Here is a 24,678-nt window from a genome sequence, read left to right on the forward strand (position 1 = left end):
AACCGCCCGTTTCGCGTTAAGTTGATACCAATGAGCAATGCTGTGCCCCTACCGCGTGGTCTATTTACCTGAAAATAGCTGTAAGAATTACGAATTACGAATTACTATGATAGGTCGCCGAGTATTGTTTTTAGGCATCTTTGTAAGCATCCTCCTCACCTATGCAATTTGGTTAGGTGGGAGTATTCCTGCAAGCATCATTAAACTTCCTGACCAAGGATTAAACTGGTACTACTGGAAGCTTCCAAACCCCACTTTTTGGAGTCGAGCGACGGCTTGGAGTATGTACCTTGGGCATCAGTTTAGCATCTGGGCGTGTATCTTATGGGCGCAGCGATGGCTACGCCCGCCGCAGGCATCGCAATTGAAATACAAATCAGCCTTGCACCCGATTAATTACCTTATGCTTGCCATGAATGGTGTATTCATCGCTTTACACTTTCTCCAGACCTATATTTGGTACGATGCTCTAGCTCAAGATACTTCCATTTGGGCTTCCCAAGGTGCGGTTGTCCTCCTACTGGTGTTCGTACTGATTTTGGAAACGCCTCGACGCGGTTTATTTTTTGGCAATTCTGTTCCATTCCATCAACAATTTTTGCAAATTATCAAGCTATACCACGGCTACTTTTTCTCCTTTGCCGCTATCTACACCTTCTGGTATCATCCAATGGAAGCGACTTTGGGGCACTTAATCGGTTTTCTCTATATGTTCTTGCTTTTGCTCCAATCGTCGTTAATCTTTAACCGCAGCCATGTAAACCGTTGGTGGACATTCTCTTTAGAAATTACAGTGGTTTTACATAGTGTCGTTGTGTCATTGATGCTAGGACAAAGCAAGTGGCCAACATTTCTCTTTGGTTTTCTTGGCATTCTGGTACTTACTCAGCTTCACGGTCTACCTGTGGGTATCTGGATTAAACGTACTATCTATGGAGCCTTTTTAGTGAGTGTACTGGCCGTTTATGCACTAACTGAACGCGGCTTAGGCAGAATTTATGAAGTAACCTATATTCCTCTGATTGAGTTTGGGCTGGTTGGCGCAATTTACTTAATCTTCCTGCTCATGTTATGGACAATTTCTCGTTTCCCTGTCAAGACGTGAACTGCTGCGGCGCTACTGGCATCCCATTGCTTGTTGCATCTGAAGTTAAGGATCTTTTGTAAAAGTTTACTGGATACCACCTGCGCGATCGCACACCCTCCCTGAACTCACGGGGAGGGGTGTACATCACTCATATAGTTGCAAAATGCTGCATATCATAATATAAACCCTAAACAACCATTCAAAAAATCACAATTTTACTCGCCATTACTAAGAACTTTTTGCTGTTGATAACGCTGTTTAAACTGCTGTTGTTGTATTTTATGATCCACAATTGGATCGGGATAGCCAACAGCATGACGTTCTAAAGGTGGAATTTTACCAGTAACTAAATATTCTGTATCTACAGACCGCAATTCTGATACCCATTGCCGAATATATTCACCATCTGGATCAAATTTTTGTGTTTGACTGGCTGGGTTGAAAATTCGCACAGGTTTAGGGTCCATACCACTAGAAGCACTCCATTGCCAGCCACCATTATTAGCAGACAAATCTCCGTCAATCAACTTCTGCATAAAATATTTTTCTCCCAATTGGGGATTAATTAGCAAGTCTTTGGTGAGAAAACTGGCGACAATCATCCGACAACGGTTGTGCATCCAGCCGCTTTCATTTAACTGGCGCATTGCTGCGTCCACAATGGGGTAGCCTGTTCTACCCTCACACCAAGCTTGGAAATGTGCTTCGTTAGTTTCCCAGGGAAAGTTTTTAAAGGTGTCGCGGAAAGCACCATCAGCTAATTCGGGAAAGTTATACATTGCGTGTTGATAAAATTCCCGCCAAGCTAATTCTTGTTGCCATGTGCGGATATTAACTGCTGTTTCTTCACTGCGGCTATTTTCCAGTGCTTCTATAGTGGCTTGCCAAATGGTGCGAATGCCAATTACCCCAAATTTCAAAGCTGCACTCAGTTGTGATGTACCGTCAACTGCGGGGAAATTTCGCTGCTCTTGGTATTCAGTAATCGCTTTATTAGTAAATTCCTCCAGCCGTTCTTGCGCCGCCACCTCTCCCGGTGAAATAATCAATTGTTCATCCCAAATAAACCCTAAATCTTTTGCTGAAGGTAATGCGATCGCTCCTCCAAGTTTGGCAATTTTCTGTTCAGCTTCCGTTAACCCCTCAACATTTTGTAGTGTTTCTGCTGGTTGAGCCTTTGGCTTAGTAATCCAATTTTTCCAGAAGGGAGTATAAACTGTGTAAGGACTGTTACCACCCGTGCGGATCTCATCTGGAGAGTTGAGGATTTGATCCCAGTTTTGGTTAAGAAACTCAATGCCTTTTTCTTTGAGGGCATTTATAATGGTGCGATCGCGTTCTTGTGAATAAGGTTCTACATCCCAATTCCAAAAAACAGCTTTGGCATTTATTGCCTCTGCTAAAGCTGGTATCGCTTGTACAGGATCGCCTCGGAGTATTAACAACTGGCTACCAGCTTCAGCATATCGTTCTTGGAGTTTTTGCAAACAGCCAATCATATAAGTTACTCTCACAGGAGCAACATCATCCCGTTCCAGAATATTCGGATCGAGGCAAAACACGCCCACCACCTTCGGACTCTGCCGTTTTGCCGCAGCCAGTCCCGTATTGTCAGAAATGCGTAAATCGCGCCGATGCCAAAACAGAATTAAGTCAGACATTCCATGCTGCATATAGTTCACCCGTACTAGCTTAGATGCTAGTGGTACCAATGAGGATCATTCTGGGGATAAATTTTTTAATGGGGATTGGGGATTGGGGACTGGGTATTGAGTATTGGGTATTAGAAAACTCTTCTCTAATCCCTATTTCCTAGTTCTCACTAGACATCTTTGAAAATTAAATATGCATTACCTGAAACCCTTTGTAGGGACAATTCATGTAGACGCAAAGCGGCTTCGCGCAGGGTATTAGTCCCTACGCCAATTCTTTAGATGTCTACTTCCTACTCCCTACTCCCCAATCCCCAATCCTAAATCCCCGGTTTCTCAGTCGGGAATAGTGGCTTTTTAAATAAAAATTGGGTATACTCTTCTTAACAGTTAATTAGTCTTTTTGTCATGGCTAACCTACTACTTGACGACGGTACGATTGAGAGCGACTTAGGCGAAATAGCTCGTGAGCTTGGATCTCTTGGTATTGAACTTAGACACTACGACCCAGGAACATCGCTACTCTTCCCCGATCTGCTAGACCAAGACGTTTTAACTGAGGCTGAGAAACGCTATTGTGTAGAACTCCATAACAGCGTCTTTGAATTTATTCAGCAAGAAAATGGCGGTATCTGGTGTGACTTGCTAAATGTGCATCCAGGTTCTTTCAATCTTCACCACCTGATAGCAACCTACGGGCGTTACCATACTCATCCTGCCGCTGAACCTCTCTACATGTTGTCAGGAGAAATGATCTATGGCTTTGTGCGACCTGATGGTAGCCAAGTACAGCTTTTAATTCAGGCACAAGATTATCTCTACATCCCCGCAGGCGTTGAGCATTGGTGTAGCCCGACTGCATCTTTGAATTTCAAAGGGATACGCTATTTTGCGATCGCCGAAGCTTGGGTTCCTAATTATACAGGTACTCAAGTGAGTGATTCACTCAACAAGCCACATTAAAGCTGAATTTTATCATAGCGCAGCATTGTTAGATTTCTCCACAGCAGCAGACAATATATTGTAAGGCTGAAAAATTCACTCAACTTCCTCACAGTGAATTAACAGTTTTTCCATCGCTTCTGCTAGAGAAATCAACTCTGTCCAAGAAGAACCACTAACTAAATTTTGGGCGTGAGCTAATCGGTTTCGCAACTGTTCAGCAGACTTCAGGAAGCGTTCACCAAACCGTTTTGATTTTAGTCCTAGTTGCTGGAGAAGTTCTGGTTGATTTAAAATCAACTCTCGCTTGTCACAAAATTGCAAATAATCTAACAAATCGGTGGCTTCGTTTCTTTCTTGGCTCTCTCGCCATAGCCGTTGAGCAACTTCTAAGCGCTCAGGTTTAAGGACTTTTTGCCAAGAATCTTGAGGATAGTAAATCCGCACCAGGCGCAGCAAATTCATTTCTAGCAGCGTTACCAAGCCAAACAGTAGCATTCGCACAGGTGCTTTTTGCAAGTCACCACAGGTAACAATACCACTTACCTGATTGCAATCCAAAACAAACAATCGTGGAGTTTGTTGCAAAATGGGTAGCAACTTTATTAATGGGGTAGAAATAGCAATTAGTTCTTTAGGATGAAACACCCGTTGATAGTCGCTACATTTACCTTCTTTGCCTGGAATCAAACTAGAGCGTTCTACATAACCGCTAATAATATCTCCCGTCTCAACACCGATAACATCAAAATTTTGTGCCTGCATCCAATGCAGCACTTCTTTTACCTCTGCATCAGCTGGCATAGCTTTTAGGGGTTCTGCCACGTATTCAATGGTAATATTGTTCTCAAATAAACTCCGCAGGTCTTGAGAACGCGATTTTAGGTGTTTCATCCCCTGACTGTGAACTCACGATAAAACAAGAGTCAGAATACAGAATACTCTACCCATAAAGGGATAGATGTTTTAAGGCGAGAATATTTTAATTTTTTTCGCCCGCCAGGGCTAAAGACGGCATAGATAAGCCGTCAGTACCAGATTATTTGATTAGTAACCAAGGCAAAAAAATAGTGTCGTTGATTTTAAATTATCAAATAAAATACACTTATCTAAGCAATAACACGGTGCATTTATTCCCTTCTCTCTTCCTCTGTGCCCTCTGCGGTTCTACTCCTAAATTGGTGCGTTAAACTCCGTTAACGCACCCTACCAATTGGCACATCTACTCGTCAATTTGACCAACGCGGCGGATATTCAAAATGTCGCTCATTTTCTTAATTTGGACGAACACTTGCTCTAGTTGAGAGCGATCGCGTATATCTATACCTAAGTCCATCAATGCAGGTTGACCAATAGAGGTTTTCACCTGGGCATGGCGGACGTTGATTCCTTGGTCGCTTAACCGTGACAAAATATCCTTTAGTACCCCTACACGATCCAGGGCTTCAATTTGTACATCCACTGGGTAAGTGTGCGGACGACCACTATTTTCGGCGGCTGGGTTCCATCTAACTGGTACTAGGCGTTCATACTCCACACACTCCAGATTATTGCAGCCTTGGCGATGAATTGAAATCCCCCTACCTCGCGTCACCACACCAATAATCGGTTCGCCAGGAATCGGGGTACAACACCCAGCTAAATAATACATTAACCCTTCCACTCCAACAATTGGCGAATCAGTGGAGCGAGAAGTACTTGGAGGCGCATCTCGCAAAGCTTTTGAACTTGGTTCTTTGGGGATAAATGGCGACACAGTGGCAACTGGTTGTTGTCCTTTCGCCACTTCTCGCCAACGATTTAGCACTAGGTTCAAGGTAATTTCTCCGTAACCTAAACCAGCTAGTAAATCGTCCACGCTATGGTAGTTACACTTTTCAGCAACAATTTGCATCGCATCCGACTTCAGTAAACTATCAAAACCAGTTTTACCAAGTTCCTTTTCTAACAACTCCCGTCCACGGGCAATATTTTCTTCTCGGCGCGATCGCTTGTACCATTGTTTAATCCGATATTTCGCGGCTGAAGTCCTGGCAAAGTTCAACCAATCCAAACTCGGATGACAGTTCTTTTGGGTGAGAACCTCTACAATGTCGCCATTTTGCAGCCGCGTTGACAGTGGAACCATTCGCCCATTTACCCGCGCCCCTGAACAGTGGTTTCCCACTTCTGTATGAATGCGATAAGCAAAATCTACAGTTGTAGCACCAGGACTTAAAGGAACAACATCCCCCTTAGGGGTGAAGACATAGACATCATCTTCAAATAGATTGTCTTTGACGCTATCAAGATATTCTTGTGCATCTTTGAGATCGGTTTGCCATTCCAGCAGTTGCCGCAGCCAAGTAAACTTGTCATCTGTGCCTGTCAAATGGCTAATACTAGAACCACCTGTTTCCTTGTATTTCCAATGGGCGGCAATCCCGTACTCGGCGATGTGATGCATTTCGATTGTCCGAATTTGCACCTCTAAAGGACGGCCAGTTAATCCAATTACCCCAGTGTGTAATGACTGGTAGCGGTTAGGCTTTGGTAGCCCAATGTAGTCCTTAAATCTCCCAGGAATTGGGCGAAAAGCATCATGAACCACCGCCAACGCCCGATAGCAATCTTGATTAGTTTGAACAATAATTCGCAGCGCCGCCAAATCGTAAATTTCATGAAATTCCTTTTGCTGGCGGTGCATTTTTTGGTAAATGCTATAAAGGTGCTTGGGACGACCGCTAATATCCTGAAAGACGATTCCGGTTTGCTGCAAACGTTCTCGCAAAATGTCTGTAGCTTTGGCTAATTTCTCTTCTCGCGCCGTCCGTTTTTCGGAGACATACTCCTGCATTTGGCGAAAGGCTTCCGGTTCCAAATACTTAAAAGCCAAATCTTCCAGTTCCCATTTTATGCGCCAGATCCCCAAGCGATTGGCTAAAGGTGCGAAAATATCTCGTGTTTCTTGGGCACTGCGGCGGCGGCTAGACTCTGACATATATTGTAAAGTTCGCATATTATGCAAACGATCTGCCAATTTCACCACAATTACCCGAATATCTTGCGCCATTGCCAAAAACATCCGCCGGAAGTTTTCGGCTTGGCTTTCGGTTTTGCTGGTGAAATTAATCTTAGAAAGCTTGGTGACACCTTCCACCAATTGCCGCACTTCTGGGCCAAAGCGTTCTTCTATCTCTTGACTTGTGACTTCTGTATCTTCGACAACATCATGGAGAAATCCAGCTGCTATCATAGCAGCACTACCCCCCAAGTCACGCAGCAAGTCAGCTACAGCAATGGGATGAGCGATATATGGTTCTCCCGATTTGCGGTATTGACCTTGATGCAGTTGGTAAGCAAATTCAAAGGCGCGACCAATTAATACTGCATCACTATGCCTTCGGTCATCTTCATCTGTGCCGCTACTTGTCGATGACTCCTTCAAACATTTTTTTAACCATTCCGGAATGGCTAGATCAACTGATGAATTAATAGCTAGACTGCTCATAAAATAGGGTTTAGAGTGAATCGGTAGATAAGTGAAAAATAAATAAAACTGGCAGCATCGCCCTAAGAAGATGCTGTGACCCAGAGAAGGTTAGAAAAAGCAGTGTCAGGATGATTTTCCAATTGCTTATGGTAGTCATCCAGTTTGAGTTTCATGGATTGTTAAAAAAAGAATAACCATTGATGGCAAACAAAGCCTCAAACCATGATTTGAGGCTTTTAATGGTGATAAGTCTTTAAGAAAGTTTATTGTAGAAGAAAAATTACTTGACATTAATACTATCTTAACTAGCACTGGATGTCTTTAAACCGTGAGAAATATCTAGCATTCGTAACCTTGCTAGAGCAATTACGCTCTGATGCCACAAATACCCAAATCGTTGCGCCCGAACTGCGGCAGCGTGTAGCCACGTTGCAGCAATTTTTCGGGCAACAGATTGTGCCTTTGGCTGATGAAAACTGGCGAGTGCAGTCTTATCAAACGGAGATGAGCAAGCAATTGCGCTTGTTGGCAATAGATGTGATGTTTTTCCAAGGAGCGCGGCAAGCATCGACTGCACAAACGAGACTTCAGACGATTAGCGATCGCTTGACAACCCTCATTCAATACTGTGATGCCATTCTGCAACCAGAAGCGGAAGGAGAAAAATAACAATTGTTCACCTTTTTCTCTAATTTCTCCATCATCTCATTTCTGACCTATGATGGAAAGTTATTTTGCTAACAAGATGGGATTGGGGATTGAGATTTAAAATTCTTTCCCTACTCCCTTTATAAGAAGATTCATGGTGCGGCGCATATACGCTTCTACTGGTTCGGTGATGGGTTTAAAAATAAGTGCATAGTACAGTGACCCACTTAAAAGGTCAATAATTAACTCTACATCTGCATCCTTGTGAATTTCGGCTCTAGACTTGGCACGCTCAAGTACTTTAGACAAGGCTTCACGTCGGAGTTTTGTATATTTTGTCCAATAAACCTCGGCAAATTGAGGATTGCTAGACGCTGTACTAATAATCAGCGCAAGTGTCTGACGACCCAGGGGACTATCTATTTTTTTAGCGGCATTATTAATCAAGATATCCATGTCTCCCCAAAAGCTGCCAGTATCGGGGATCGCTACATCATCTCTGAGACTTTCGATCGCGTCTGCAACTAGTTCTTCTTTGGAAGTGTAACGCCGATAGATGGTCGTTTTACCAACTCCAGCACGAGAAGCGATCGCTTCTATACTCATACTTTCATACCCTACCTCTGCAAGCAAATCCAAAGTTGCTTGCAGAATCGCTTGGTCAGCGTGGATACTGCGTGGGCGTCCAGAGGCGCTGTTAATTTGCTTACTCATAAAAATACCATCCCCAAGCAATATCTTTTTGGTCATTTACTCCACTGTTGGGCATAGAACATAGCTTCTGGGAAACAAATAAGCAGGGTAACCCAATTCTCATGCACGAAAACAGCTGCAAGGACCATCCATCTTTAGCATAGGTATTTCTGCCACTTTTCAGGAAGAACTCCCTTGACCATTTTTATATGATACGCTACCGTAGCGTATGTATACAAAATTTAATTTTAGCTTTGGTATCAGCGTAGGCTAACCAAGGCATGGTTTGACATCTCCCAGATATTATTTGTGCTAAATAATGGCTACCAACATTAAAGGTTCTAGTATTGACCAATTTGGTTATGTCCACGGGCCATTGAAGTGGGCGATCGCATTTACGGCTTCCCTTGGTGCAATCCTAGAAGTAATTGATACTAGTATTGTCAACGTAGCTCTGACTGATATCCAAGCAACTTTGGGTGCAACAGTTAGTGAAGTGGGTTGGGTAGTTAGCGGATATGCGATCGCTAACGTCGTCTTAATTCCCTTATCTGCATGGTTGGGAGATTACTTTGGGCGTAAAACCTACTTTATCTTCTCGCTGATTGGTTTTACGATTTCCTCTATTTTATGTGGGCTGTCCTTCAATCTACCGATGTTGATCGCGGCTCGAATTCTCCAGGGTTTGTGCGGTGGCGGATTGCTAGCGAAAGCCCAGGCGATTTTATTCGAGACTTTTCCCCCAGCTGAACAAGGTTTGGCCCAAGCCGTTTTTGGCGTGGGTGTAATTGCTGGCCCGGCGATTGGCCCAACCTTAGGAGGATTTTTAGTAGATGGTTTAGGCTGGCGCTGGATTTTCTTTGTTAACATTCCCTTTGGGATCGTTGCAGTCCTGATGTCTTTGGCCTTTTTGCCAAAGAATAAAGATAAGAGCGATACCCAAAACCAAGCTGTTGATTGGTGGGGAATTGGGTTTTTAATCGTGGCTGTGGGTAGCATACAAACTGTATTAGAAGAAGGGGAAACAGACGACTGGTTTTCCTCTAGTTTCATCGTCTCTCTGACTATTCTCGGTATTATCGGCTTGGGGTTGTTTATTTGGCGAGAACTGAAAACAGATCACCCGGCTGTGGATTTGAGAGTTTTACGTCACCGTTCTTTAGCTGCGGGAAGCGTTCTCTCAGCAGTGGTGGGTATGGGGCTTTATGGCGCACTTTTTGCTGTGCCGATATTTGCTCAAAGCGTACTGCAATTTACGGCAACACAAACAGGATTATTGTTAGCACCTGGGGCTTTAGCGTCTGCGATCGGGATGGTTTTATTAGGTAAACTGACTAGTATCGTTGATGCCCGATTTTTAATTGCGATCGGTGCTGTCGGCTCATCTGGAGTCATGTTTCAATTGGCAGCAATTACCCCACAAAGCGGGACAGACGATTTATTTTGGCCATTGGTATGGCGCGGAGCTTTTACTGTATTTATGTTTCTGCCTTTGAGTTTGGCAGTTTTAGGCCCCCTGCCCAAAAAAGATATTTCTGCTGGTTCTGGTTTCTACAACCTGACTCGACAACTAGGTGGCAGTATTGGTATTGCCCTACTTACTACTCTGCTTGACCGCAGACAGTCTTTTCATCGAGATATCCTATTATCAAAACTTAGCCCTTATGACCCAGAAACCAGTCAACGTCTTGACTTGCTCAATGGGGCACTTCAAGGTCAAGGCATAGATGCGGCAACAGCTCAACAACAAGCACTCGCTTTATTAAGTCAAACAGTAGATACTCAAGCTGCTGTTTTGTCTTACGCAGATTGCTTTCGAGTCGTAGGCATAGGATTTCTTTGCTCATTACCTCTATTATTATTCCTGGGTAAAGGCGGTGCAGGAGTGAAAGCGCCAGTCGGTCACTAAGTACAACTTTACATTCGTAACTTTTTTCAACGCAGAGGAACACAGAGTTTTGGCAAAGTTAATTCGCTATGAATTAATGAAATGTTGTACTTAGGTAAAGGAAATAGCGATCGCATCCCGATTGGAAATTCTTTGATGGCAAAACTGCGTAAAAACGCTGAAAGTCACACCAGAAAGTTAACACATACGGATTGATCTGGATGAAAAAAGTAAAAGTCCCGCTCAAAACTGAGTGGGACTATGTGAAGTCTTATTACTAAAATGAGAAATCTTAATCTTAGAAAAAGTTCATGATTGTAATAACCCCAACGCTGGTTAATATCATTAAAGCACCCATAATTATAGACTGGCCTAATGGATTGCTAAATTTTGCGTTGTTCATTTAAGTAAAATCCCTTTTATTAATAGTTCCTTAACCATATCAAAATCAGTATAAATATCTATAAAAGTCTTGTAAAACTTAAATTACTTTAACCTTTCTTAATAAATATTTCATTTATACTTATGTAATAATTTTTACTTGACGTTGAGGATTGAGAAAGAGGCGGAGGGGAAAATCTTCTTTCTTGCTTTGTCCCCAATCCCCAATCCCCATTCTCAAAATGTAGTAATTTCCACACAAAATAATTACCTTATCTCCGAGCGGAATACGCGTCTTAATGGGGTAAGATCGATCTTAATCAAGGTAAAAATATTTGAATAGAAGATTATCATGACAGTCTCCACGGCATCTAGAAACCAAGCGATCGCTTTTGACTTAGAAAAATTAAATGAGCAATTTGAAACTGCCACTCCTAAAGAAATACTGGCATGGTCTATAGAAAATATCCCAACGGGACTGGTGCAAACAAGCGCCTTTAACGTGGATGACATGATAATTACCCATATTCTTTACAGTGAACTGAAGCATCCCGTTCCTGTAATTTTTCTTGACACCTTGCACCACTTTCCTGAAAGCCTAGAATTAGTTGCTAAAGCTATACAAATCTACGACCTCGATTTGCAAACTTTCAAAACTCCAGATGTAGACACTCGTGAAGCCTTTGAAGCCAAGTACGGCGACAAACTCTGGGACAAGGATATTGCCAAATTCCACCACATTACAAAAATTGAACCACTGCTACGGGGTCTAGACGAACTCAATAGCGTCGCTTGGATTACCGGACGCCGCCGTGACCAAGCAGTAACCCGTGCAAATATGCCCATATTTGAATTTGATGGTAAAGGCAAGCTGAAAGTAAATCCTATCGCTACCTGGACACGCAAAGAAAGCTGGCTTTACGTGGCTGAACACGGAGTCATCTACAATCCCCTCCACGACCAAGGTTATCCCAGCATCGGTGACCAACCCATCACTACCAAAGTCGGCGAAGGTGAAGACGAACGCGCTGGACGCTGGCGGGGAAGTGATAAAACAGAATGTGGAATTCATATTTAGTCATTGGTCATCGGTCATTTGTCATTAGTATTAAACAAAGGACAAATGACTAAGAACAAAGGACAAATATGATTAAAATCCTCCATCTCTCCGATATCCACATGGGAAGCGGCTTCTCCCACGGACGAATTAATCCCGCAACGGGATTGAACACACGGTTGGAGGATTTTGTCAATACTTTGTCTATATGTATTGACCGAGCGCTGACAGATGCAGTTGATATGGTGATATTTGGTGGCGATGCTTTCCCAGATGCGACACCACCGCCTTATGTACAACAAGCTTTTGCCAGCCAGTTTCGCCGTCTGATGGATGCCAATATTCCGACAGTGCTGTTGGTAGGCAACCACGACCAACATTCTCAAGGACAGGGAGGGGCGAGTTTAAATATTTACCGCACTTTGGGAGTGCCAGGATTTGTTGTTGGTGATACATTAACTACTCACTGCATCGAAACCCGTAATGGCAAAGTGCAAGTAATCACCCTGCCTTGGCTGACTCGTTCGACTCTGATGACTCGCCAAGAAACTGAAGGTTTGTCTTTGGCGGAAGTCAACCAACTGTTAACAGAACGTCTGCGAGTTGTTTTAGAAGGGGAAGTTCGCCGTCTTGACCCCAATGTGCCTACTATCCTTTTGGCTCACTTGATGGCTGACAATGCAACCTTGGGCGCAGAGCGCTTTTTGGCAGTTGGTAAAGGCTTTACTCTACCCCTATCTTTGCTGACGCGACCTTGTTTTGATTATGTAGCGTTAGGACACGTCCATCGTCATCAAAATCTGAATAAATCCAACAACCCGCCGGTGATTTATCCAGGGAGTATTGAACGGGTAGATTTTAGCGAAGAAAAGGAAGACAAAGGCTATGTAATGCTGGAACTGGAGCGGGGGAGGGCTGAGTGGGAATTTTGTCCCTTAACAGTTCGGACTTTCCAAACCATTGAGATAGATATCTCGAAAGCAGATGATCCACAAGCGGTGTTAATGAAAGCGATCGCTAAATATAATATTGAAGATGCTGTAGTGCGGCTAATTTACAAACTTCGCTCTGAACAGATGGATTTAATTGACAGTTCCTCTCTACATACTGCTTTAAGTCCCGCTCATACCTACACCATTCAAGCAGAATTAGTCAGTCAATTAGCTAGGCCTCGGATTCCTGAATTGAGCGCAAGTAGCAGCATCGACCCAATGGAAGCGTTAAAAACTTACTTGAACAACCGCGAAGACCTCAAGGACATTGCAACATCAATGATGAATGCAGCGCAGAAGTTGCTAGCAGATGATGTGGAAGTTTGGCTGGAAGCAGCAACTAATGAGTAGGATAAAGCCAATTAATTTGCTATACTCCACTCTCCCAAACTTATGACGCAAACAATCCAAGCCAAGGACATTGACTTACGCTATTTAATCGATAACTTTGGTATTCAGTTAGTTTTAGATGACTCATTTTTTCACGAATAGCAAGAAGATTTACCAGAAATCAATGATTTAGAAAAACAACTCTTAGATAAGGTAAAAACGGGTTATTTTAATCTTATTAATTACCCACCTTTACTAGAAGATGTAGTTAGAATAGCAGCTGTAGACCCATTACTTTTTATTGGGGATTTTTATCTGACGACCTTTTTACGTAAAATCAGAAGAATCTATAGATATTGCTGTGCCAGATGAAGATGTAATTATCAAAGGTAGAATAGATACCTTAGTTTTAAAAGAGCAATTATGGGTGATGATTATTGAATCTAAAAGAGCTTCGTTTTCAGTCGAACAAGGACTTGCACAAATTCTTGCTTATCTGTATCGCCTGATTATATATTCTCACAACAGGAGCGATCGCTAGATATCATACTTAAGATGCTATTATGCAGCTACTTTGTTTTACAAACAGCTTTACAGGCTAAAAAAAGTCGAGTTCCCACTACTATTTTGTATTAAAAACTACATATCTTTAGCAAATATTATGTATATAGCCGGTTTTTTTTACTTTCCAGTAGAAAAACCCGTTTTTTGAAATGCCTTGGTAAATCAAATTTATTTGCTACTTTTGATTATAAATTTCTAAATTAATCAAAAAAATTTAATCCAGATGATAAATATTATTCTATATACCCTATAATTCTCATAATCACGGTATCCATGTAGAAATACCGTAGATTTAGGGGTGATTCTAATGAGCAAGTCGCAACAATCGACACAGTTAAGTAAATTCCTGAGTGAGGGAATGCAGGCTTATGCCATGAAAGCTTTGCGGACTATACAACTATCGTATCAACATGCAGTTAGAAGTTGGTTGAATGGCCGCAGTATCCAAAGCTTTGTAAGTCTGTTTTTAATAAGTATTTTTTTGAGCATAGCAGTAGCTTCCTGTTCTGGAAGCAGTTCAGCTAGCAAAAATGATGTTAAGTTAAAACTCGTTTCATTCTCTGTCACCAAAGCTGCACATGACCAGATAATTCCCAAATTTATCGAAAAGTGGAAGAAAGAACACAACCAAAATGTCACATTTGAGCAAAGTTATGGTGGTTCTGGCGCTCAAGCAGCTGCTGTGATTGACGGTTCGCAAGAAGCAGACATAGTACACTTGGCACTCCCCCTCGATGTCAGCAAAATTCAGCAAGCAGGTTTGATTAAATCAGGTTGGGAAACCAAAGCTCCCAGAAATGGTATTGTTAGCAAATCGGTTGCTGCGATCGTCACCCGCGAAGGCAATCCAAAAGGTATCAATACTTGGGCAGACTTGGCAAAAGATGGCGTAAAAGTGATTGCCGCTAACCCAAAAACTTCTGGTATTGCTATCTGGGAATTCTTAGCTTTTTGGGGTTCGGTGAGTCTAACGGGAGGCGACGAAGCGACGGCCTTAGATTATGTCAGCAAAGTTTATAAGAATACCCCGACTCTAACGAAAGATGCCCGTGAGGCTAGCGATTTATTCTTCCAAAAAGCTGAGGGAGATGTCTTAATCAACTACGAAAATGAGGTGATTTTGGCGGGTAAAAATGGGACAAAGTTGCCTTATGTTGTACCCCAAGTCAATATTTCTATTGATAATCCTGTAGCGGTAGTTGATAAAAACGTTGAGAAACACAGTACAAAAGAAGTTGCACAAGCCTTTGTTGATTTTCTTTACTCCACAGAAGCCCAACAGGAATTCGCAAAATTACAATATCGTCCTGTTAACCCCACCGTTAGCCAAGAAGTAGCATCACAACATCCGCCAATTCAAACTTTATTCACATCTCAAGATTTAGGTGGCTGGGATATTATTCAGAAAAAGTTTTTTGGAGATGGGGCAATATTTGATAAAATTCAAGCTGCAAATAAAGCATGATATTTATTTTTTCATGTAGCATTCTCTAATTGCAGATAGCCAAGCATAATCAATTCGCACTCATTTTAAAATTGATAATTTTATGAGCTTTCGTAGCAGATTCAAGGATAGTTTATTCCTGACATTTTTAATGATTATTGCCAGCAGTATCACTGCTTGTAGCAGTAATGAGGAAAAGAAAAGTCAGGTAAGCATTGACGGTGCAGCTGTAGGTTTTCCGATTTCTTTAGCAGTTGCAGAAGAATACGGTAAAGTTAAACCTGAAGCTAAAGTAAGCGTTGCCTCAAGTGGCACTGGTGGTGGTTTCAGTAAATTTTGTAATGGTGATATTGATATAGCTGGTGCTTCTCGCACCATTAGAGATGAAGAAATAAAAAAATGTCAAAGTAAGAATATTAACTTTGTAGAGTTGCCTGTAGCTTTAGATGGCATCGCCGTGATTGCCAACCGTAAAAATAACTTTGCCAAATGTCTAACTATTAAGGAACTAGGCAAGATTTGGGGCGGCAAATCAGACGGCAAAATATTGGCATGGAATCAAGTTAATCCCAAGTTTCCTAACGAAAAGCTGAAGCTATATGCTCCATCTTCTGATACGGGAACATTCGATTATATGACTCAAGCTGTGACTGGCAAAGCCAAGAATGGCCGTACAGACTACACTGCTACTCAGAATCAAAACCTTCTCGTACAAGGAGTTTCAGGTGATGCAACAGCCTTGGGTTATGTTGGGATATCTTACTACATTCAAAATCAAGAGAAACTAAATCTAGTTGCTGTAGAAAGTCTTACTGGAAAGTGTGAAAAACCAGTTCCGGTGGATAATGTAATCAAAAATATCTATACACCTTTGTCTCGTCCTCTCTTCATTTATGTCAGCAAAAAATCTTTAGATACTAAGCCAGCAGTCAAAGAATTTGTAGATTTTTATCTAGAAAATTCTTGGAAGTGGGTAGATAGTGTTGGTTATGTAGCATTACCTGATGAAGCTTACCTCAAAGTCAAACAAAAATTTGCTACTGGTGAAACTGGGACAAAGTTTAAAAAAGCAAAACCAGGTGAACCAATTACAAACTTTATTTGAATAAAGTCTCAGGCATAGTAGTTTAATTTTAGTGAGAAGTTAATTGTTTATGCAAAATACCAATTCTCAAGATGGTCTTTATCTACAATCCAGAGAATCACTGGATAAAAATCCATCTGAAGATATATCTGAAAAGATTGTCGGGGTAATTTTATTTGCCTGTGCTTTAGTTTCGGTTTTGACGACTTTTGGGATTGTCCTAATTATCTTTCAGGAGACATTTGGTTTTTTCCAAGAAGTCTCCTTTGCCCAATTCTTTCTTGATAATAAATGGACACCTCTATTTGCAGAGAAACATTTTGGCATTTGGCCCTTAATTAATGGCACTTTTTTAACTACAGCTATTGCAATGGCGGTTGCTATCCCTCTAGGTTTATCTTCTGCGATTTATTTAAGTGAGTATGCTCAACCCAAAGTAGCAGCTATTTTACGTCCGGCAGTGGAACTTTTGGCGGGAGTACCTACAGTAGTATATGGTTACTTTGCACTGTTGTTCCTAACACCATTACTGCGAAATGTTATCCCTCTGGAAATATTCAACGCTTTGAGTGCGGGATTAATGATGGGGGTAATGATTACTCCTACCGTTGGTTCTATTAGCTTAGATGCCATCCGAGCAGTTCCACGTTCTTTGCGAGAAGGATCTTATGCTTTAGGTATCACTAAACTGGAAACTATTTTTAAAGTAGTTCTACCAGCCGCACTTTCTGGAATCATCGCCTCGATTATTTTGGGTATTTCTCGAGCTGTGGGTGAAACAATGACTGTCCTCATCGCCGCCGGACAGCAACCAAGACTAACTATCAACTTTGCGGAATCAGTAGAAACAATGACAGCCTACATGGCACAAATTTCTGGTGGAGATAGTCCGCGTGGTAGTCTTAATTTTAAGACATTATATGCTGTAGGCGCTGTTCTGTTTCTACTTACTCTTGCTTTGAATATTGTTAGTTTCTGGATTGCTAATCGCTTTAAAGAAAAATACGACTAAATAAATATGGCTACAAGTTATCAACAAGATGATTCTCTAGATTCTGCGGCAGAATTTACCGATAATGTTGAAAGTAGAGAGACATTAGGAAAAGTATTTGAAGTGCTTTTTTTGTTAGGATTGCTGATTGGTTTATTTATCCTAGCTTTGCTACTTTTTGATATTTTTAAAGACGGATTAGGTAGATTTTTGTCACCCGGCTTTCTCACGGAAACTCCTTCTCGTTTTGCTGACCAAGGTGGTATCCGCCCTGCAATTATCAGCAGTATTCTTTTAGGATTGGTTGTGATTTTCGTTACTGTCCCTATTGGTGTCGGGGCAGCTTTATATCTAGAAGAGTATGCACCTAAAGCTTGGTGGACAGCGATTATTGAGATAAATATCAGTAATCTGGCGGGTGTACCTTCTATTGTGTACGGATTGCTGGGTTTAGGGGTTTTCAATTATCTGCTTGGGTTTGGCCCCGCTTTGATTTCCGGTGCATTGACTTTATCCTTGTTGTCTTTACCAGTAATTATTGTGACAGCTAGAGAAGCAATTCGGGCTGTCCCAGATTCCCTGAGAAATGCTTCTTACGGATTAGGTGTCACAAAATGGCGAACTATCAGCAATCATGTCATACCTTATGCTGTTCCCGGTATTCTGACGGGGGTGATTATCTCTGTATCCCGCGCTATAGGTGATGCAGCCTCTTTGATTGTTGTGGGTGCTGTGGGTTTTCTCACCTTTAACCCTGGTTTATTTCAGAGATTTATGGCATTACCCATTCAAATTTACAGTTACATCACTCGTCCTGAACCGGGTTTTGCTAGTGCAGCAGCAGCCACAATTATTGCGTTGTTACTCTTGATTTTAGTTCTAAATGGTGTAGCAATTTATATTCGCCAACGCTTCTCAATAAATTAGGTAATTAAATATCTAATTAGATACATTCACAGATATTAGGAGTTCAACCAAATGACTTATAGCAATAGTAGAAGTCAATCAGATAGTGCCACAATTGAACAAGGTAATAGCGTTTTCAATGTTGAAGGTGTGAAGGTCTTCTATGGAGGATTTCTAGCACTTTTAGATGTTTATCTAAAGATTCCTGATAAACAAATTATTGCTTTTATCGGGCCTTCAGGATGTGGTAAAAGTACCTTATTGCGTTGCTTCAATCGGATGAATGATTTAATCCCTGGAGCTAAGGTTGAGGGTAGACTAAATTATCGCGATCGCAACATTTACGATCCTAAGATAAATTCTGTAAAATTACGACGCCAAGTCGGAATGGTTTTTCAAAGACCGAATCCTTTCCCCAAGTCAATCTACGAAAATATTTCCTTTGGCCCCCGTGCTAATGGTTACAAAGGTAACGTTGATGAATTGGTGGAAGATTCTCTCAGACGCGCTGCTATCTGGGATGAAGTCAAAGACAAACTCAAAGAGAAGGGAACTGCATTATCTGGCGGACAACAGCAACGACTTTGCATTGCTCGTGCGATCGCCATGAAGCCAGATGTATTATTGATGGATGAACCATGTTCTGCTCTCGACCCAATTTCTAGCCGCCAAGTAGAAGAACTCTGTTTACAACTCAAGGAGCAATACACCATCATTATGGTGACACACAATATGCAGCAAGCTTCGAGAGTCGCAGATTTCACGGCTTTCTTCAATACAGAAATTGACGAGTATGGCAAACGTCGTGGCAAATTAGTCGAGTTTAATCCGACAGCGCAAATATTCAGTTCTCCTCAAACTAAAGAAGCTGAGGATTATATCAGCGGACGCTTCGGTTAAAGAGAGGCATCACAGCATAAGGGGAAAGGTAAAAGCCAAGTTCAGTTGTGAGCAACTATTATCAAAACCTTTCCCTAAATTATATAGTGCGTTAAAGCACTGCATAACGCATTATATTCCCAGGTGCGTTACGGCTAAATTAGATTTTCTCAAACCCTCAAATTCCTACACAGCCGTAACACACTCTACTTAATATTTACTTTATAAATAGGCTCCCATACAACTATATAAATGCTTGCAAAGGAGCTATTCTTTGGGAAACACTTCCCGAACTTTTGCAGCTTGCTATTTTCACACAAATTACCCCTGCACAAGCTGAGACTAGGTAATATATATATAACCATAAATAAAAAGCGTACAGTGGAAATTCAAGAATTAAAAGCTTTGATTAAAGAAACTATGCGTGAAGTTCTGCAAGAAGAAAGACTTCGCCTCTGCCAAATTCTCATTCCTTACATAAGTGATGATGAGCAACGCGAACTTGAAGCCGAGTTTGGTGTACCTTCAGATGATGTTGAGGATGAAGTAATTGATATGACAGATTGGGTAAAATATGGCAATAAAATTTCGCAAAAAAGCGATTAAATTTTTAGACAAAGCCAATCCCGAAGATGTCGAAAATCTTCGAGACAAAATAAAGCAAATTGTTATTACTGTCGAAGACCAAGGTATTATCCCGTTTACAGAACTAGATATCAAAAAGATGAAAGGTGATTGAGAGGGATTTTACAGACTACGTATAGGTAAAAACAGAATTATTTTTACAATCGATATTGATTCCAGAGACATCGAAATTTACGCTATTGGTGCGAGAGGAGATGTTTATAACAAATAATTCGTAATTTAATAACTGGGAATTACCAATAGTAATTCGGGAAAATATACTGAGGCTTGACAGTACTTAATTGCAGTAATATTTCAGTTTAGTACTTATACTGTGTATTATGTTTAAGCCTTTGTCATTTGCTTTAGTTGCAGCTAGCATTATAGTTGCATCAATCAATAATCCCAGCAATACTTTAGCTGGAACTTGTGCTTCTAAGTGTGGGTCGCACCCAATTCAGTTTACACCGGGGCAACACGTCCGAGTTGAAGTTGTAAATAGCACACCTAACCTGATAAAAATTCAAAAACCCTCCGGGACTGATGCAATATCCTTGAGTCCAGGGCAGAAATTAAATCTAGAACAAATAGAGGGTACTGAGCCAAATACATCTCTGATATTTTGGAGTGAAAAGGGTTTATCACTACAAGCAATAGTCTCCAAACCTAACTTTGGGACATTGCGGCTAGAACTCCGTCCAACCTGGCGCTCTCCTGGCGATCGCTCGTTATATATTATGGATGATGGTAGGATAAACGTGTTATAGGTAGCAAATAGTGTTATTAGTTATGAGTTAAGAAACAACTTTCAATTCAACACTCATAACTGAAAACTTCTAACTTTTATTGTGCTAGACCGACCTGTATCTGAACTTTCAAAGCCTCACCGACGCTTACCCGATCAGCGCTGGCAAATTTATCCGCAAAAACCAGAATTCGCCCAAAATCTGGCAGCTTTGACAAATCTTTCACCGATTATTAGCCAGTTGTTGATCAATCGGGGTATGGAAACACCAGAACAGGTACAAGCATTTTTGGAGCCAGAATCTTTAGTTTTGCCTTCGCCATTAGAAGATTTCCCAGATTTGGCGATTAGTTTGGAGTTGTTGGAAAATGCGATCGCTTCTCAAACCAAAATTGCAATCTGTGGTGATTACGATGCTGATGGAATGACTAGCACTGCTCTACTTTTGCGTAGTCTCCGCACTTTAGGCGCACAAGTAGATTATGCTATTCCCAGCCGGATGCACGAAGGTTACGGTATTAATAAACGCATAGTTGAAGAATTTCACAGTGAAGGTGTAGGGCTAATTCTCACTGTAGATAATGGCATCTCTGCGTTTGAACCGGTTGCTAGAGCTAGAGAACTTGGTCTTGCAGTGATTATCACCGATCATCATGATATCCCCCAAAAATTACCGCCAGCTAACGCTATCCTCAACCCCAAACTAATAGCTGAATCCTCACCTTATCGGGGTGTTGCTGGTGTTGGCGTTGCTTACATTTTAGCAGTATCTCTAGCGCAACAGCTAGGGCAGACTAAGGGCTTAATTCAGCCGATGCTAGCCCTGTTTACACTGGGAACGATCGCAGATTTAGCCCCCTTAACTGGCGTAAATCGCCGTTGGGTGAAACGTGGTTTACAGCATTTACCCAAATCCAACTTAGCTGGGATACAGGCGTTGATTCAGGTAGGTGGAGTGCAAGCGAGAGGAGAGGAGAGAGCAGGGGAAGCAGGGGAGCAGGGGAACAGGGGAGCAGGGGAGAAAATTTCAAGTCCAAAATCCAAAATCCAAAATCCAAAATCGCTCAAGCCTGAAGATATCGGTTTCCGTTTGGGGCCACGAATTAATGCTATTGGTCGGATTGGTAATCCTCAGACTGTGATTGAATTGCTGACTACAGATGATATGGGGGTGGCGCTAGAAAGAGCAATGCAGTGCGAACAAGTCAACGCCTCTCGCCAGGAGATGTGTCAGCAAATTGAACAAGAAGCGATCGCTTATGTAGAAACAGAATTTGTTGAATCTCTACAAAAAGATCGTGTATTAATTGTTGTTCAACCCAATTGGCATCATGGCGTTATTGGGATTGTCGCCTCCCGCTTGGTAGAACGCTACGGCGTTCCCGTGTTCATTGGTACTTATGAGGATGAGGGACATATACGCGGTTCAGCACGCTCAATTCCAGAGTTTCATGTGTTTGAAGCTTTGGAATATTGTCACGATTTACTAGGCAAATTTGGTGGACACAAAGCAGCCGGAGGATTCTCTCTACCAGCAGAGAATTTACAGATGGTGCGATCGCGTTTGATTAAGTTTGCTAACCAGTGTCTTGAACCCCAGCATCTCAAGCCTCTGCTCAAAATTGATGCCGAAGTCAACCTCAATCATCTCAATCAGCAGCTTTATCAACAGCTTAATGCTCTACATCCCTGCGGTATGGACAACCCCGATCCAGTTTTCTGGACACCTAATGTTCAAGTGGTTGAGCAAAAAATCGTCGGTAAGGGTCACATTAAACTGACAATTGCCCAAACTATTGATAATCAGGAGTATAAAATTAAAGCGATCGCTTGGCGTTGGGGCGACTATTTCCGTTTACCATCGCGAGTGGATGTTGCTTACAAACTGCGAGAAAATTACTTTAACGGTAACACCACCATTGAGTTAGAGTTAATCGGTGTCAGGTTGCCAATTCAGCTTCAACAATTTTTTGCTTCGCCACCTATTCAGTCAAGCACCAACTTTGAATATAACCAGCGACAGTATACTTGTGGTTTTTATAAAAACGGTATTGAAGCAGAATTAAGAATTAAAAATTCTGAAGGTAAAGTTTTAGCTATGCAGCCAGGACGTATAATTGGTTTGATAGGAACTAATCGTCAAAATGCTAAAGAAGTTGATATCTCTCAACCACACTATGACAATATTATCCAAGCTGCCCTTCAGGCGTTATCAGCTAAGAGTTAGGAGTTAGAAGTTAATAGTTATAAATTAGCAGTTCTTAATTAACTTCTTACTTGTGACTCTGACACTGCGAGTGCTGATTTATGAGTTATTAAGTTATGAGTTGAGAATAAAATTTAATTCCTCACTCCTAACTCTTCACTTTTAACTCTCAGTCAGCACTCAGCACTCTTATAGGTTGCCGTTGCGAAATGCCAGCACAAAGATCACTGCTGGGCCAGCAATCACAATTAGCGCCACGGACAACAATTGGAAGATAACTTCCCAATTGATACTGGTAAAAGCGTTAAACAAGTCAGACACAGCATCAAACATTTTTCCTTTCTCCTTTCAATTGCCTTAAAAAATTCAATAACTTAAATTACAAAACCCGCAATTGATCATATCTGGCTATGGGTTGTTAGATTTAATTTACTTAACAAAATTATAAGAAAAGACATAAAAACGTAAAATAGGGGATTAAGCATGGGGCATTGGGAATTAGGTAAGCTAAAAAACATCTAATTTGCATAATCGAATTAAATATAACTCTTGTGGGGTGGGCATCTTGCCCGCCCAGCTTATGCAATTTAAATGTAGAACAGCTTATAAGTTATTCTCTCCTTGTCTCTAATCCCCAATCCCCAGTCCCTAATCCCTAATCCCCAATCCCCAATCCCAATCCAAAATGTCAACTTGGCAATGCGTAAAGCAATGTGGAGCCTGCTGTAATCTCGATCCAGCAGATCGTCCAGACTTAGAAGAGTATCTCTCACCACCAGAACTAGAACTCTACCTCAGCATGGTAGGCGAAGGGGGATGGTGCGTTAATTTCGACCATACCACGCGAGAATGTCGCATCTATTCAAGTCGTCCTCGGTTCTGTCGTGTGGAATCAGAAGTGTTTCAAGATATGTACGGGGTTGAACCAGAAGAAGTCAACGATTTTGCTATTGACTGCTGTCGCCAGCAAATAGAAGGAGTATACGGCGATCGCAGTCTGGAAATACTACGCTTTAATCAAGCTGTTGGGCTGTAAGTAGTATGCAAGAAAGTAAAGACACCCGATAATTTTTTGTCTCTATCTGTGAAGTTGCAATTTATTACAACAATCTGAGATTATGATAGAAATATGAAAGCACCCTAGCAACCAAAACTACTACCTGTGAAACTTGACTCTGCACCTTTGGGCATTTCTGGCATAACTCAGTCTGAGGTTGAGCTAGAACTAAAAGACAGCAATAATTTTAACTTAACTCCTGCGATCGCTTCATCAGTTGATCCTGTAGTTGCCGATAGTCCTCAAAAGCAGCAATCAGTGTTGGTAGTTTTTGGTACGACTTTTGTCACTATTTTTCTAGCAGAAATTGGAGATAAAACTCAACTATCCACTCTGTTAATGAGTGCAGAATCTCATTCGCCGTGGGTGGTATTTATCGGTTCGGCGGCGGCGCTGATAACTACCAGCTTATTAGGCGTACTTTTAGGTAGTTGGATAGCCACCCGACTCAGCCCAAAAACTGTAGAAAAATCAGCAGGTGTGATGTTGCTGGTAATTTCCCTAATGCTGTTTTGGGATGTATTGGTTGGTCATTAGTTATTTGTCATTTGTCATTGGTCATTGGTCATTGGTCATTAGAAAAACTCCCCATTCCCCATTAATTATATGGATTGGCATCTTTTAGGACTGAGCTTTATTACAGTTTTTTTATCAGAATTGGGTGACAAAAGTCAGCTAGCGGCGATCGCACTTTCAGGACGTTCTAATTCTCCACGTGCAGTATTTTTCGGTGCAGCAGGCGCATTGCTGTTGACAAGCTTGTTGGGATCGTTAGCAGGGGGTGCAGTAGCCGAATTACTACCTACACGTGTCCTAAAAGCGATCGCGGCTGTCGGATTTGCCATTCTTGCTGCACGCTTGTTGTTATTTAACAATGAACCATCGGTAGATTCTAAACAAATACCATAAAGAAGAATTCAGAATTCAGAATCCAGGAATCAGAATCAATACGCTTGGGTTAAGGGCGACTAGCAGCAATTGTGGGTATTCGAGACGCGATAAATCGCTGTCTCTACAATTGTTTTGTTGCTCATTC

The 24,678-nt window shown here is 41.7% G+C and carries 24 protein-coding genes; 19 read left to right on the forward strand and 5 right to left on the reverse strand.

From position 1 onward, the window contains the following. The first annotated feature begins 106 nt into the window (after nucleotides 1-106). Nucleotides 107-1,105, forward strand: a complete 999-nt coding sequence (locus V7L31_RS24920) for a hypothetical protein (protein WP_334698749.1) — start codon at nucleotides 107-109, stop codon at nucleotides 1,103-1,105. 197 nt (nucleotides 1,106-1,302) lie between these two features. On the opposite strand, the gene V7L31_RS24925 is transcribed toward V7L31_RS24920, so the two are convergent. After that, nucleotides 1,303-2,748: a deoxyribodipyrimidine photo-lyase, 8-HDF type gene (locus tag V7L31_RS24925; RefSeq protein WP_334698750.1), complete on the reverse strand. Its 1,446-nt coding sequence runs from the start codon at nucleotides 2,746-2,748 to the stop codon at nucleotides 1,303-1,305. Between the two features lie 399 nt (nucleotides 2,749-3,147). Between V7L31_RS24925 and V7L31_RS24930 the strand changes: the two genes are divergently transcribed. Then, nucleotides 3,148-3,702: an acireductone dioxygenase gene (locus V7L31_RS24930; RefSeq protein WP_334698751.1), complete on the forward strand. Its 555-nt coding sequence runs from the start codon at nucleotides 3,148-3,150 to the stop codon at nucleotides 3,700-3,702. A 75-nt stretch (nucleotides 3,703-3,777) separates the two neighbouring features. Here V7L31_RS24930 and V7L31_RS24935 read toward each other — a convergent pair whose 3' ends face one another. Further along, complete coding sequence (locus V7L31_RS24935; protein WP_334698752.1) at nucleotides 3,778-4,575, reverse strand: hypothetical protein; 798 nt, start codon at nucleotides 4,573-4,575, stop codon at nucleotides 3,778-3,780. 328 nt (nucleotides 4,576-4,903) lie between these two features. Further along, the gene (locus V7L31_RS24940) at nucleotides 4,904-7,171 is read right to left on the reverse strand and encodes a RelA/SpoT family protein (RefSeq protein WP_334698753.1); all 2,268 of its coding nucleotides are present in this window, start codon (nucleotides 7,169-7,171) and stop codon (nucleotides 4,904-4,906) included. Nucleotides 7,172-7,468: 297 nt separating this feature from the next. On the opposite strand from V7L31_RS24940, the gene patD reads away from it, so the two are divergent. Continuing rightward, complete coding sequence (gene patD / locus V7L31_RS24945) at nucleotides 7,469-7,822, forward strand: heterocyst frequency control protein PatD (protein ID WP_334698754.1); 354 nt, start codon at nucleotides 7,469-7,471, stop codon at nucleotides 7,820-7,822. Between the two features lie 96 nt (nucleotides 7,823-7,918). On the opposite strand, the gene V7L31_RS24950 is transcribed toward patD, so the two are convergent. Further along, complete coding sequence (locus V7L31_RS24950) at nucleotides 7,919-8,515, reverse strand: TetR/AcrR family transcriptional regulator (RefSeq protein ID WP_334698755.1); 597 nt, start codon at nucleotides 8,513-8,515, stop codon at nucleotides 7,919-7,921. A gap of 298 nt (nucleotides 8,516-8,813) precedes the next feature. On the opposite strand from V7L31_RS24950, the gene V7L31_RS24955 reads away from it, so the two are divergent. The 13 genes from V7L31_RS24955 (at nucleotide 8,814) to V7L31_RS25015 (ending at nucleotide 22,606) form a co-directional block, all read left to right on the forward strand. Next, entirely contained in the window at nucleotides 8,814-10,403 is a 1,590-nt protein-coding gene (locus V7L31_RS24955) for a DHA2 family efflux MFS transporter permease subunit (RefSeq protein ID WP_334698756.1), read from the forward strand. A gap of 712 nt (nucleotides 10,404-11,115) precedes the next feature. Further along, a complete protein-coding gene (gene cysH, locus V7L31_RS24960) occupies nucleotides 11,116-11,841 on the forward strand; it encodes a phosphoadenosine phosphosulfate reductase (RefSeq protein WP_334698757.1) in 726 nt (241 codons plus the stop codon). A gap of 68 nt (nucleotides 11,842-11,909) precedes the next feature. Beyond that, nucleotides 11,910-13,163, forward strand: coding sequence for an exonuclease SbcCD subunit D (locus V7L31_RS24965; RefSeq protein ID WP_334698758.1), 1,254 nt, complete (start codon nucleotides 11,910-11,912; stop codon nucleotides 13,161-13,163). Nucleotides 13,164-13,503: 340 nt separating this feature from the next. Next, complete coding sequence (locus tag V7L31_RS24970) at nucleotides 13,504-13,683, forward strand: hypothetical protein (protein WP_334698759.1); 180 nt, start codon at nucleotides 13,504-13,506, stop codon at nucleotides 13,681-13,683. A gap of 330 nt (nucleotides 13,684-14,013) precedes the next feature. Further along, nucleotides 14,014-15,171: a sulfate ABC transporter substrate-binding protein gene (locus V7L31_RS24975; protein WP_334698760.1), complete on the forward strand. Its 1,158-nt coding sequence runs from the start codon at nucleotides 14,014-14,016 to the stop codon at nucleotides 15,169-15,171. 82 nt (nucleotides 15,172-15,253) lie between these two features. Further along, a complete protein-coding gene (locus tag V7L31_RS24980) occupies nucleotides 15,254-16,255 on the forward strand; it encodes a PstS family phosphate ABC transporter substrate-binding protein (RefSeq protein WP_334698761.1) in 1,002 nt (333 codons plus the stop codon). A gap of 49 nt (nucleotides 16,256-16,304) precedes the next feature. Next, nucleotides 16,305-17,246 (forward strand): phosphate ABC transporter permease subunit PstC, encoded by a 942-nt coding sequence (gene pstC / locus V7L31_RS24985; RefSeq protein WP_334698762.1) that lies wholly within the window; start codon nucleotides 16,305-16,307, stop codon nucleotides 17,244-17,246. 6 nt (nucleotides 17,247-17,252) lie between these two features. Then, complete coding sequence (gene pstA, locus V7L31_RS24990) at nucleotides 17,253-18,152, forward strand: phosphate ABC transporter permease PstA (RefSeq protein ID WP_334698763.1); 900 nt, start codon at nucleotides 17,253-17,255, stop codon at nucleotides 18,150-18,152. 51 nt (nucleotides 18,153-18,203) lie between these two features. Further along, nucleotides 18,204-19,031 (forward strand): phosphate ABC transporter ATP-binding protein PstB, encoded by an 828-nt coding sequence (gene pstB / locus V7L31_RS24995; RefSeq protein ID WP_334698764.1) that lies wholly within the window; start codon nucleotides 18,204-18,206, stop codon nucleotides 19,029-19,031. Nucleotides 19,032-19,391: 360 nt separating this feature from the next. Further along, nucleotides 19,392-19,616: a hypothetical protein gene (locus tag V7L31_RS25000; protein WP_334698765.1), complete on the forward strand. Its 225-nt coding sequence runs from the start codon at nucleotides 19,392-19,394 to the stop codon at nucleotides 19,614-19,616. Then, nucleotides 19,585-19,749, forward strand: a complete 165-nt coding sequence (locus tag V7L31_RS25005; protein WP_334698766.1) for a type II toxin-antitoxin system RelE/ParE family toxin — start codon at nucleotides 19,585-19,587, stop codon at nucleotides 19,747-19,749. The genes V7L31_RS25000 and V7L31_RS25005 overlap by 32 nt, the downstream gene beginning before the upstream one ends. A 226-nt stretch (nucleotides 19,750-19,975) precedes the next feature. Beyond that, complete coding sequence (locus V7L31_RS25010) at nucleotides 19,976-20,401, forward strand: hypothetical protein (RefSeq protein ID WP_334698767.1); 426 nt, start codon at nucleotides 19,976-19,978, stop codon at nucleotides 20,399-20,401. An 81-nt stretch (nucleotides 20,402-20,482) separates the two neighbouring features. Beyond that, the gene (locus V7L31_RS25015) at nucleotides 20,483-22,606 is read left to right on the forward strand and encodes a single-stranded-DNA-specific exonuclease RecJ (protein ID WP_334698768.1); all 2,124 of its coding nucleotides are present in this window, start codon (nucleotides 20,483-20,485) and stop codon (nucleotides 22,604-22,606) included. Nucleotides 22,607-22,774: 168 nt separating this feature from the next. Here V7L31_RS25015 and psb30 read toward each other — a convergent pair whose 3' ends face one another. Further along, entirely contained in the window at nucleotides 22,775-22,918 is a 144-nt protein-coding gene (psb30, locus tag V7L31_RS25020) for a photosystem II reaction center protein Ycf12/Psb30 (RefSeq protein ID WP_069068686.1), read from the reverse strand. Nucleotides 22,919-23,270: 352 nt separating this feature from the next. On the opposite strand from psb30, the gene V7L31_RS25025 reads away from it, so the two are divergent. From V7L31_RS25025 to V7L31_RS25035, 3 genes are all read left to right on the forward strand, one after another. Further along, nucleotides 23,271-23,621, forward strand: a complete 351-nt coding sequence (locus V7L31_RS25025) for a YkgJ family cysteine cluster protein (RefSeq protein ID WP_334698769.1) — start codon at nucleotides 23,271-23,273, stop codon at nucleotides 23,619-23,621. A 126-nt stretch (nucleotides 23,622-23,747) separates the two neighbouring features. After that, nucleotides 23,748-24,179: a TMEM165/GDT1 family protein gene (locus V7L31_RS25030; protein ID WP_334698770.1), complete on the forward strand. Its 432-nt coding sequence runs from the start codon at nucleotides 23,748-23,750 to the stop codon at nucleotides 24,177-24,179. Nucleotides 24,180-24,248: 69 nt separating this feature from the next. After that, nucleotides 24,249-24,551 (forward strand): TMEM165/GDT1 family protein, encoded by a 303-nt coding sequence (locus tag V7L31_RS25035; RefSeq protein WP_334698771.1) that lies wholly within the window; start codon nucleotides 24,249-24,251, stop codon nucleotides 24,549-24,551. The last annotated feature ends 127 nt before the right edge of the window (nucleotides 24,552-24,678 follow it).

Source organism: Nostoc sp. (assembly GCF_036916655.1).
Classification (GTDB): Bacteria; Cyanobacteriota; Cyanobacteriia; order Cyanobacteriales; family Nostocaceae; genus Nostoc.

Excerpts from the sequence above, each read along its gene's own strand:
- psb30 (WP_069068686.1), bottom strand. The coding sequence starts at position 22,918 with ATGTTTGATGCTGTGTCTGACTTGTTTAACGCTTTTACCAGTATCAAT.
- V7L31_RS24965 (WP_334698758.1), top strand. The coding sequence starts at position 11,910 with ATGATTAAAATCCTCCATCTCTCCGATATCCACATGGGAAGCGGCTTC.
- V7L31_RS24920 (WP_334698749.1), top strand. The coding sequence starts at position 107 with ATGATAGGTCGCCGAGTATTGTTTTTAGGCATCTTTGTAAGCATCCTC.
- pstB (WP_334698764.1), top strand. The coding sequence starts at position 18,204 with ATGACTTATAGCAATAGTAGAAGTCAATCAGATAGTGCCACAATTGAA.
- V7L31_RS24930 (WP_334698751.1), top strand. The coding sequence starts at position 3,148 with ATGGCTAACCTACTACTTGACGACGGTACGATTGAGAGCGACTTAGGC.
- cysH (WP_334698757.1), top strand. The coding sequence starts at position 11,116 with ATGACAGTCTCCACGGCATCTAGAAACCAAGCGATCGCTTTTGACTTA.
- V7L31_RS24975 (WP_334698760.1), top strand. The coding sequence starts at position 14,014 with ATGAGCAAGTCGCAACAATCGACACAGTTAAGTAAATTCCTGAGTGAG.
- V7L31_RS25010 (WP_334698767.1), top strand. The coding sequence starts at position 19,976 with ATGTTTAAGCCTTTGTCATTTGCTTTAGTTGCAGCTAGCATTATAGTT.
- V7L31_RS24925 (WP_334698750.1), bottom strand. The coding sequence starts at position 2,748 with ATGTCTGACTTAATTCTGTTTTGGCATCGGCGCGATTTACGCATTTCT.
- V7L31_RS24955 (WP_334698756.1), top strand. The coding sequence starts at position 8,814 with ATGGCTACCAACATTAAAGGTTCTAGTATTGACCAATTTGGTTATGTC.
- pstA (WP_334698763.1), top strand. The coding sequence starts at position 17,253 with ATGGCTACAAGTTATCAACAAGATGATTCTCTAGATTCTGCGGCAGAA.
- V7L31_RS25005 (WP_334698766.1), top strand. The coding sequence starts at position 19,585 with ATGGCAATAAAATTTCGCAAAAAAGCGATTAAATTTTTAGACAAAGCC.
- V7L31_RS25035 (WP_334698771.1), top strand. The coding sequence starts at position 24,249 with ATGGATTGGCATCTTTTAGGACTGAGCTTTATTACAGTTTTTTTATCA.
- V7L31_RS24935 (WP_334698752.1), bottom strand. The coding sequence starts at position 4,575 with ATGAAACACCTAAAATCGCGTTCTCAAGACCTGCGGAGTTTATTTGAG.
- V7L31_RS24940 (WP_334698753.1), bottom strand. The coding sequence starts at position 7,171 with ATGAGCAGTCTAGCTATTAATTCATCAGTTGATCTAGCCATTCCGGAA.
- patD (WP_334698754.1), top strand. The coding sequence starts at position 7,469 with ATGTCTTTAAACCGTGAGAAATATCTAGCATTCGTAACCTTGCTAGAG.
- V7L31_RS24980 (WP_334698761.1), top strand. The coding sequence starts at position 15,254 with ATGAGCTTTCGTAGCAGATTCAAGGATAGTTTATTCCTGACATTTTTA.
- V7L31_RS24950 (WP_334698755.1), bottom strand. The coding sequence starts at position 8,515 with ATGAGTAAGCAAATTAACAGCGCCTCTGGACGCCCACGCAGTATCCAC.
- V7L31_RS25025 (WP_334698769.1), top strand. The coding sequence starts at position 23,271 with ATGTCAACTTGGCAATGCGTAAAGCAATGTGGAGCCTGCTGTAATCTC.
- pstC (WP_334698762.1), top strand. The coding sequence starts at position 16,305 with ATGCAAAATACCAATTCTCAAGATGGTCTTTATCTACAATCCAGAGAA.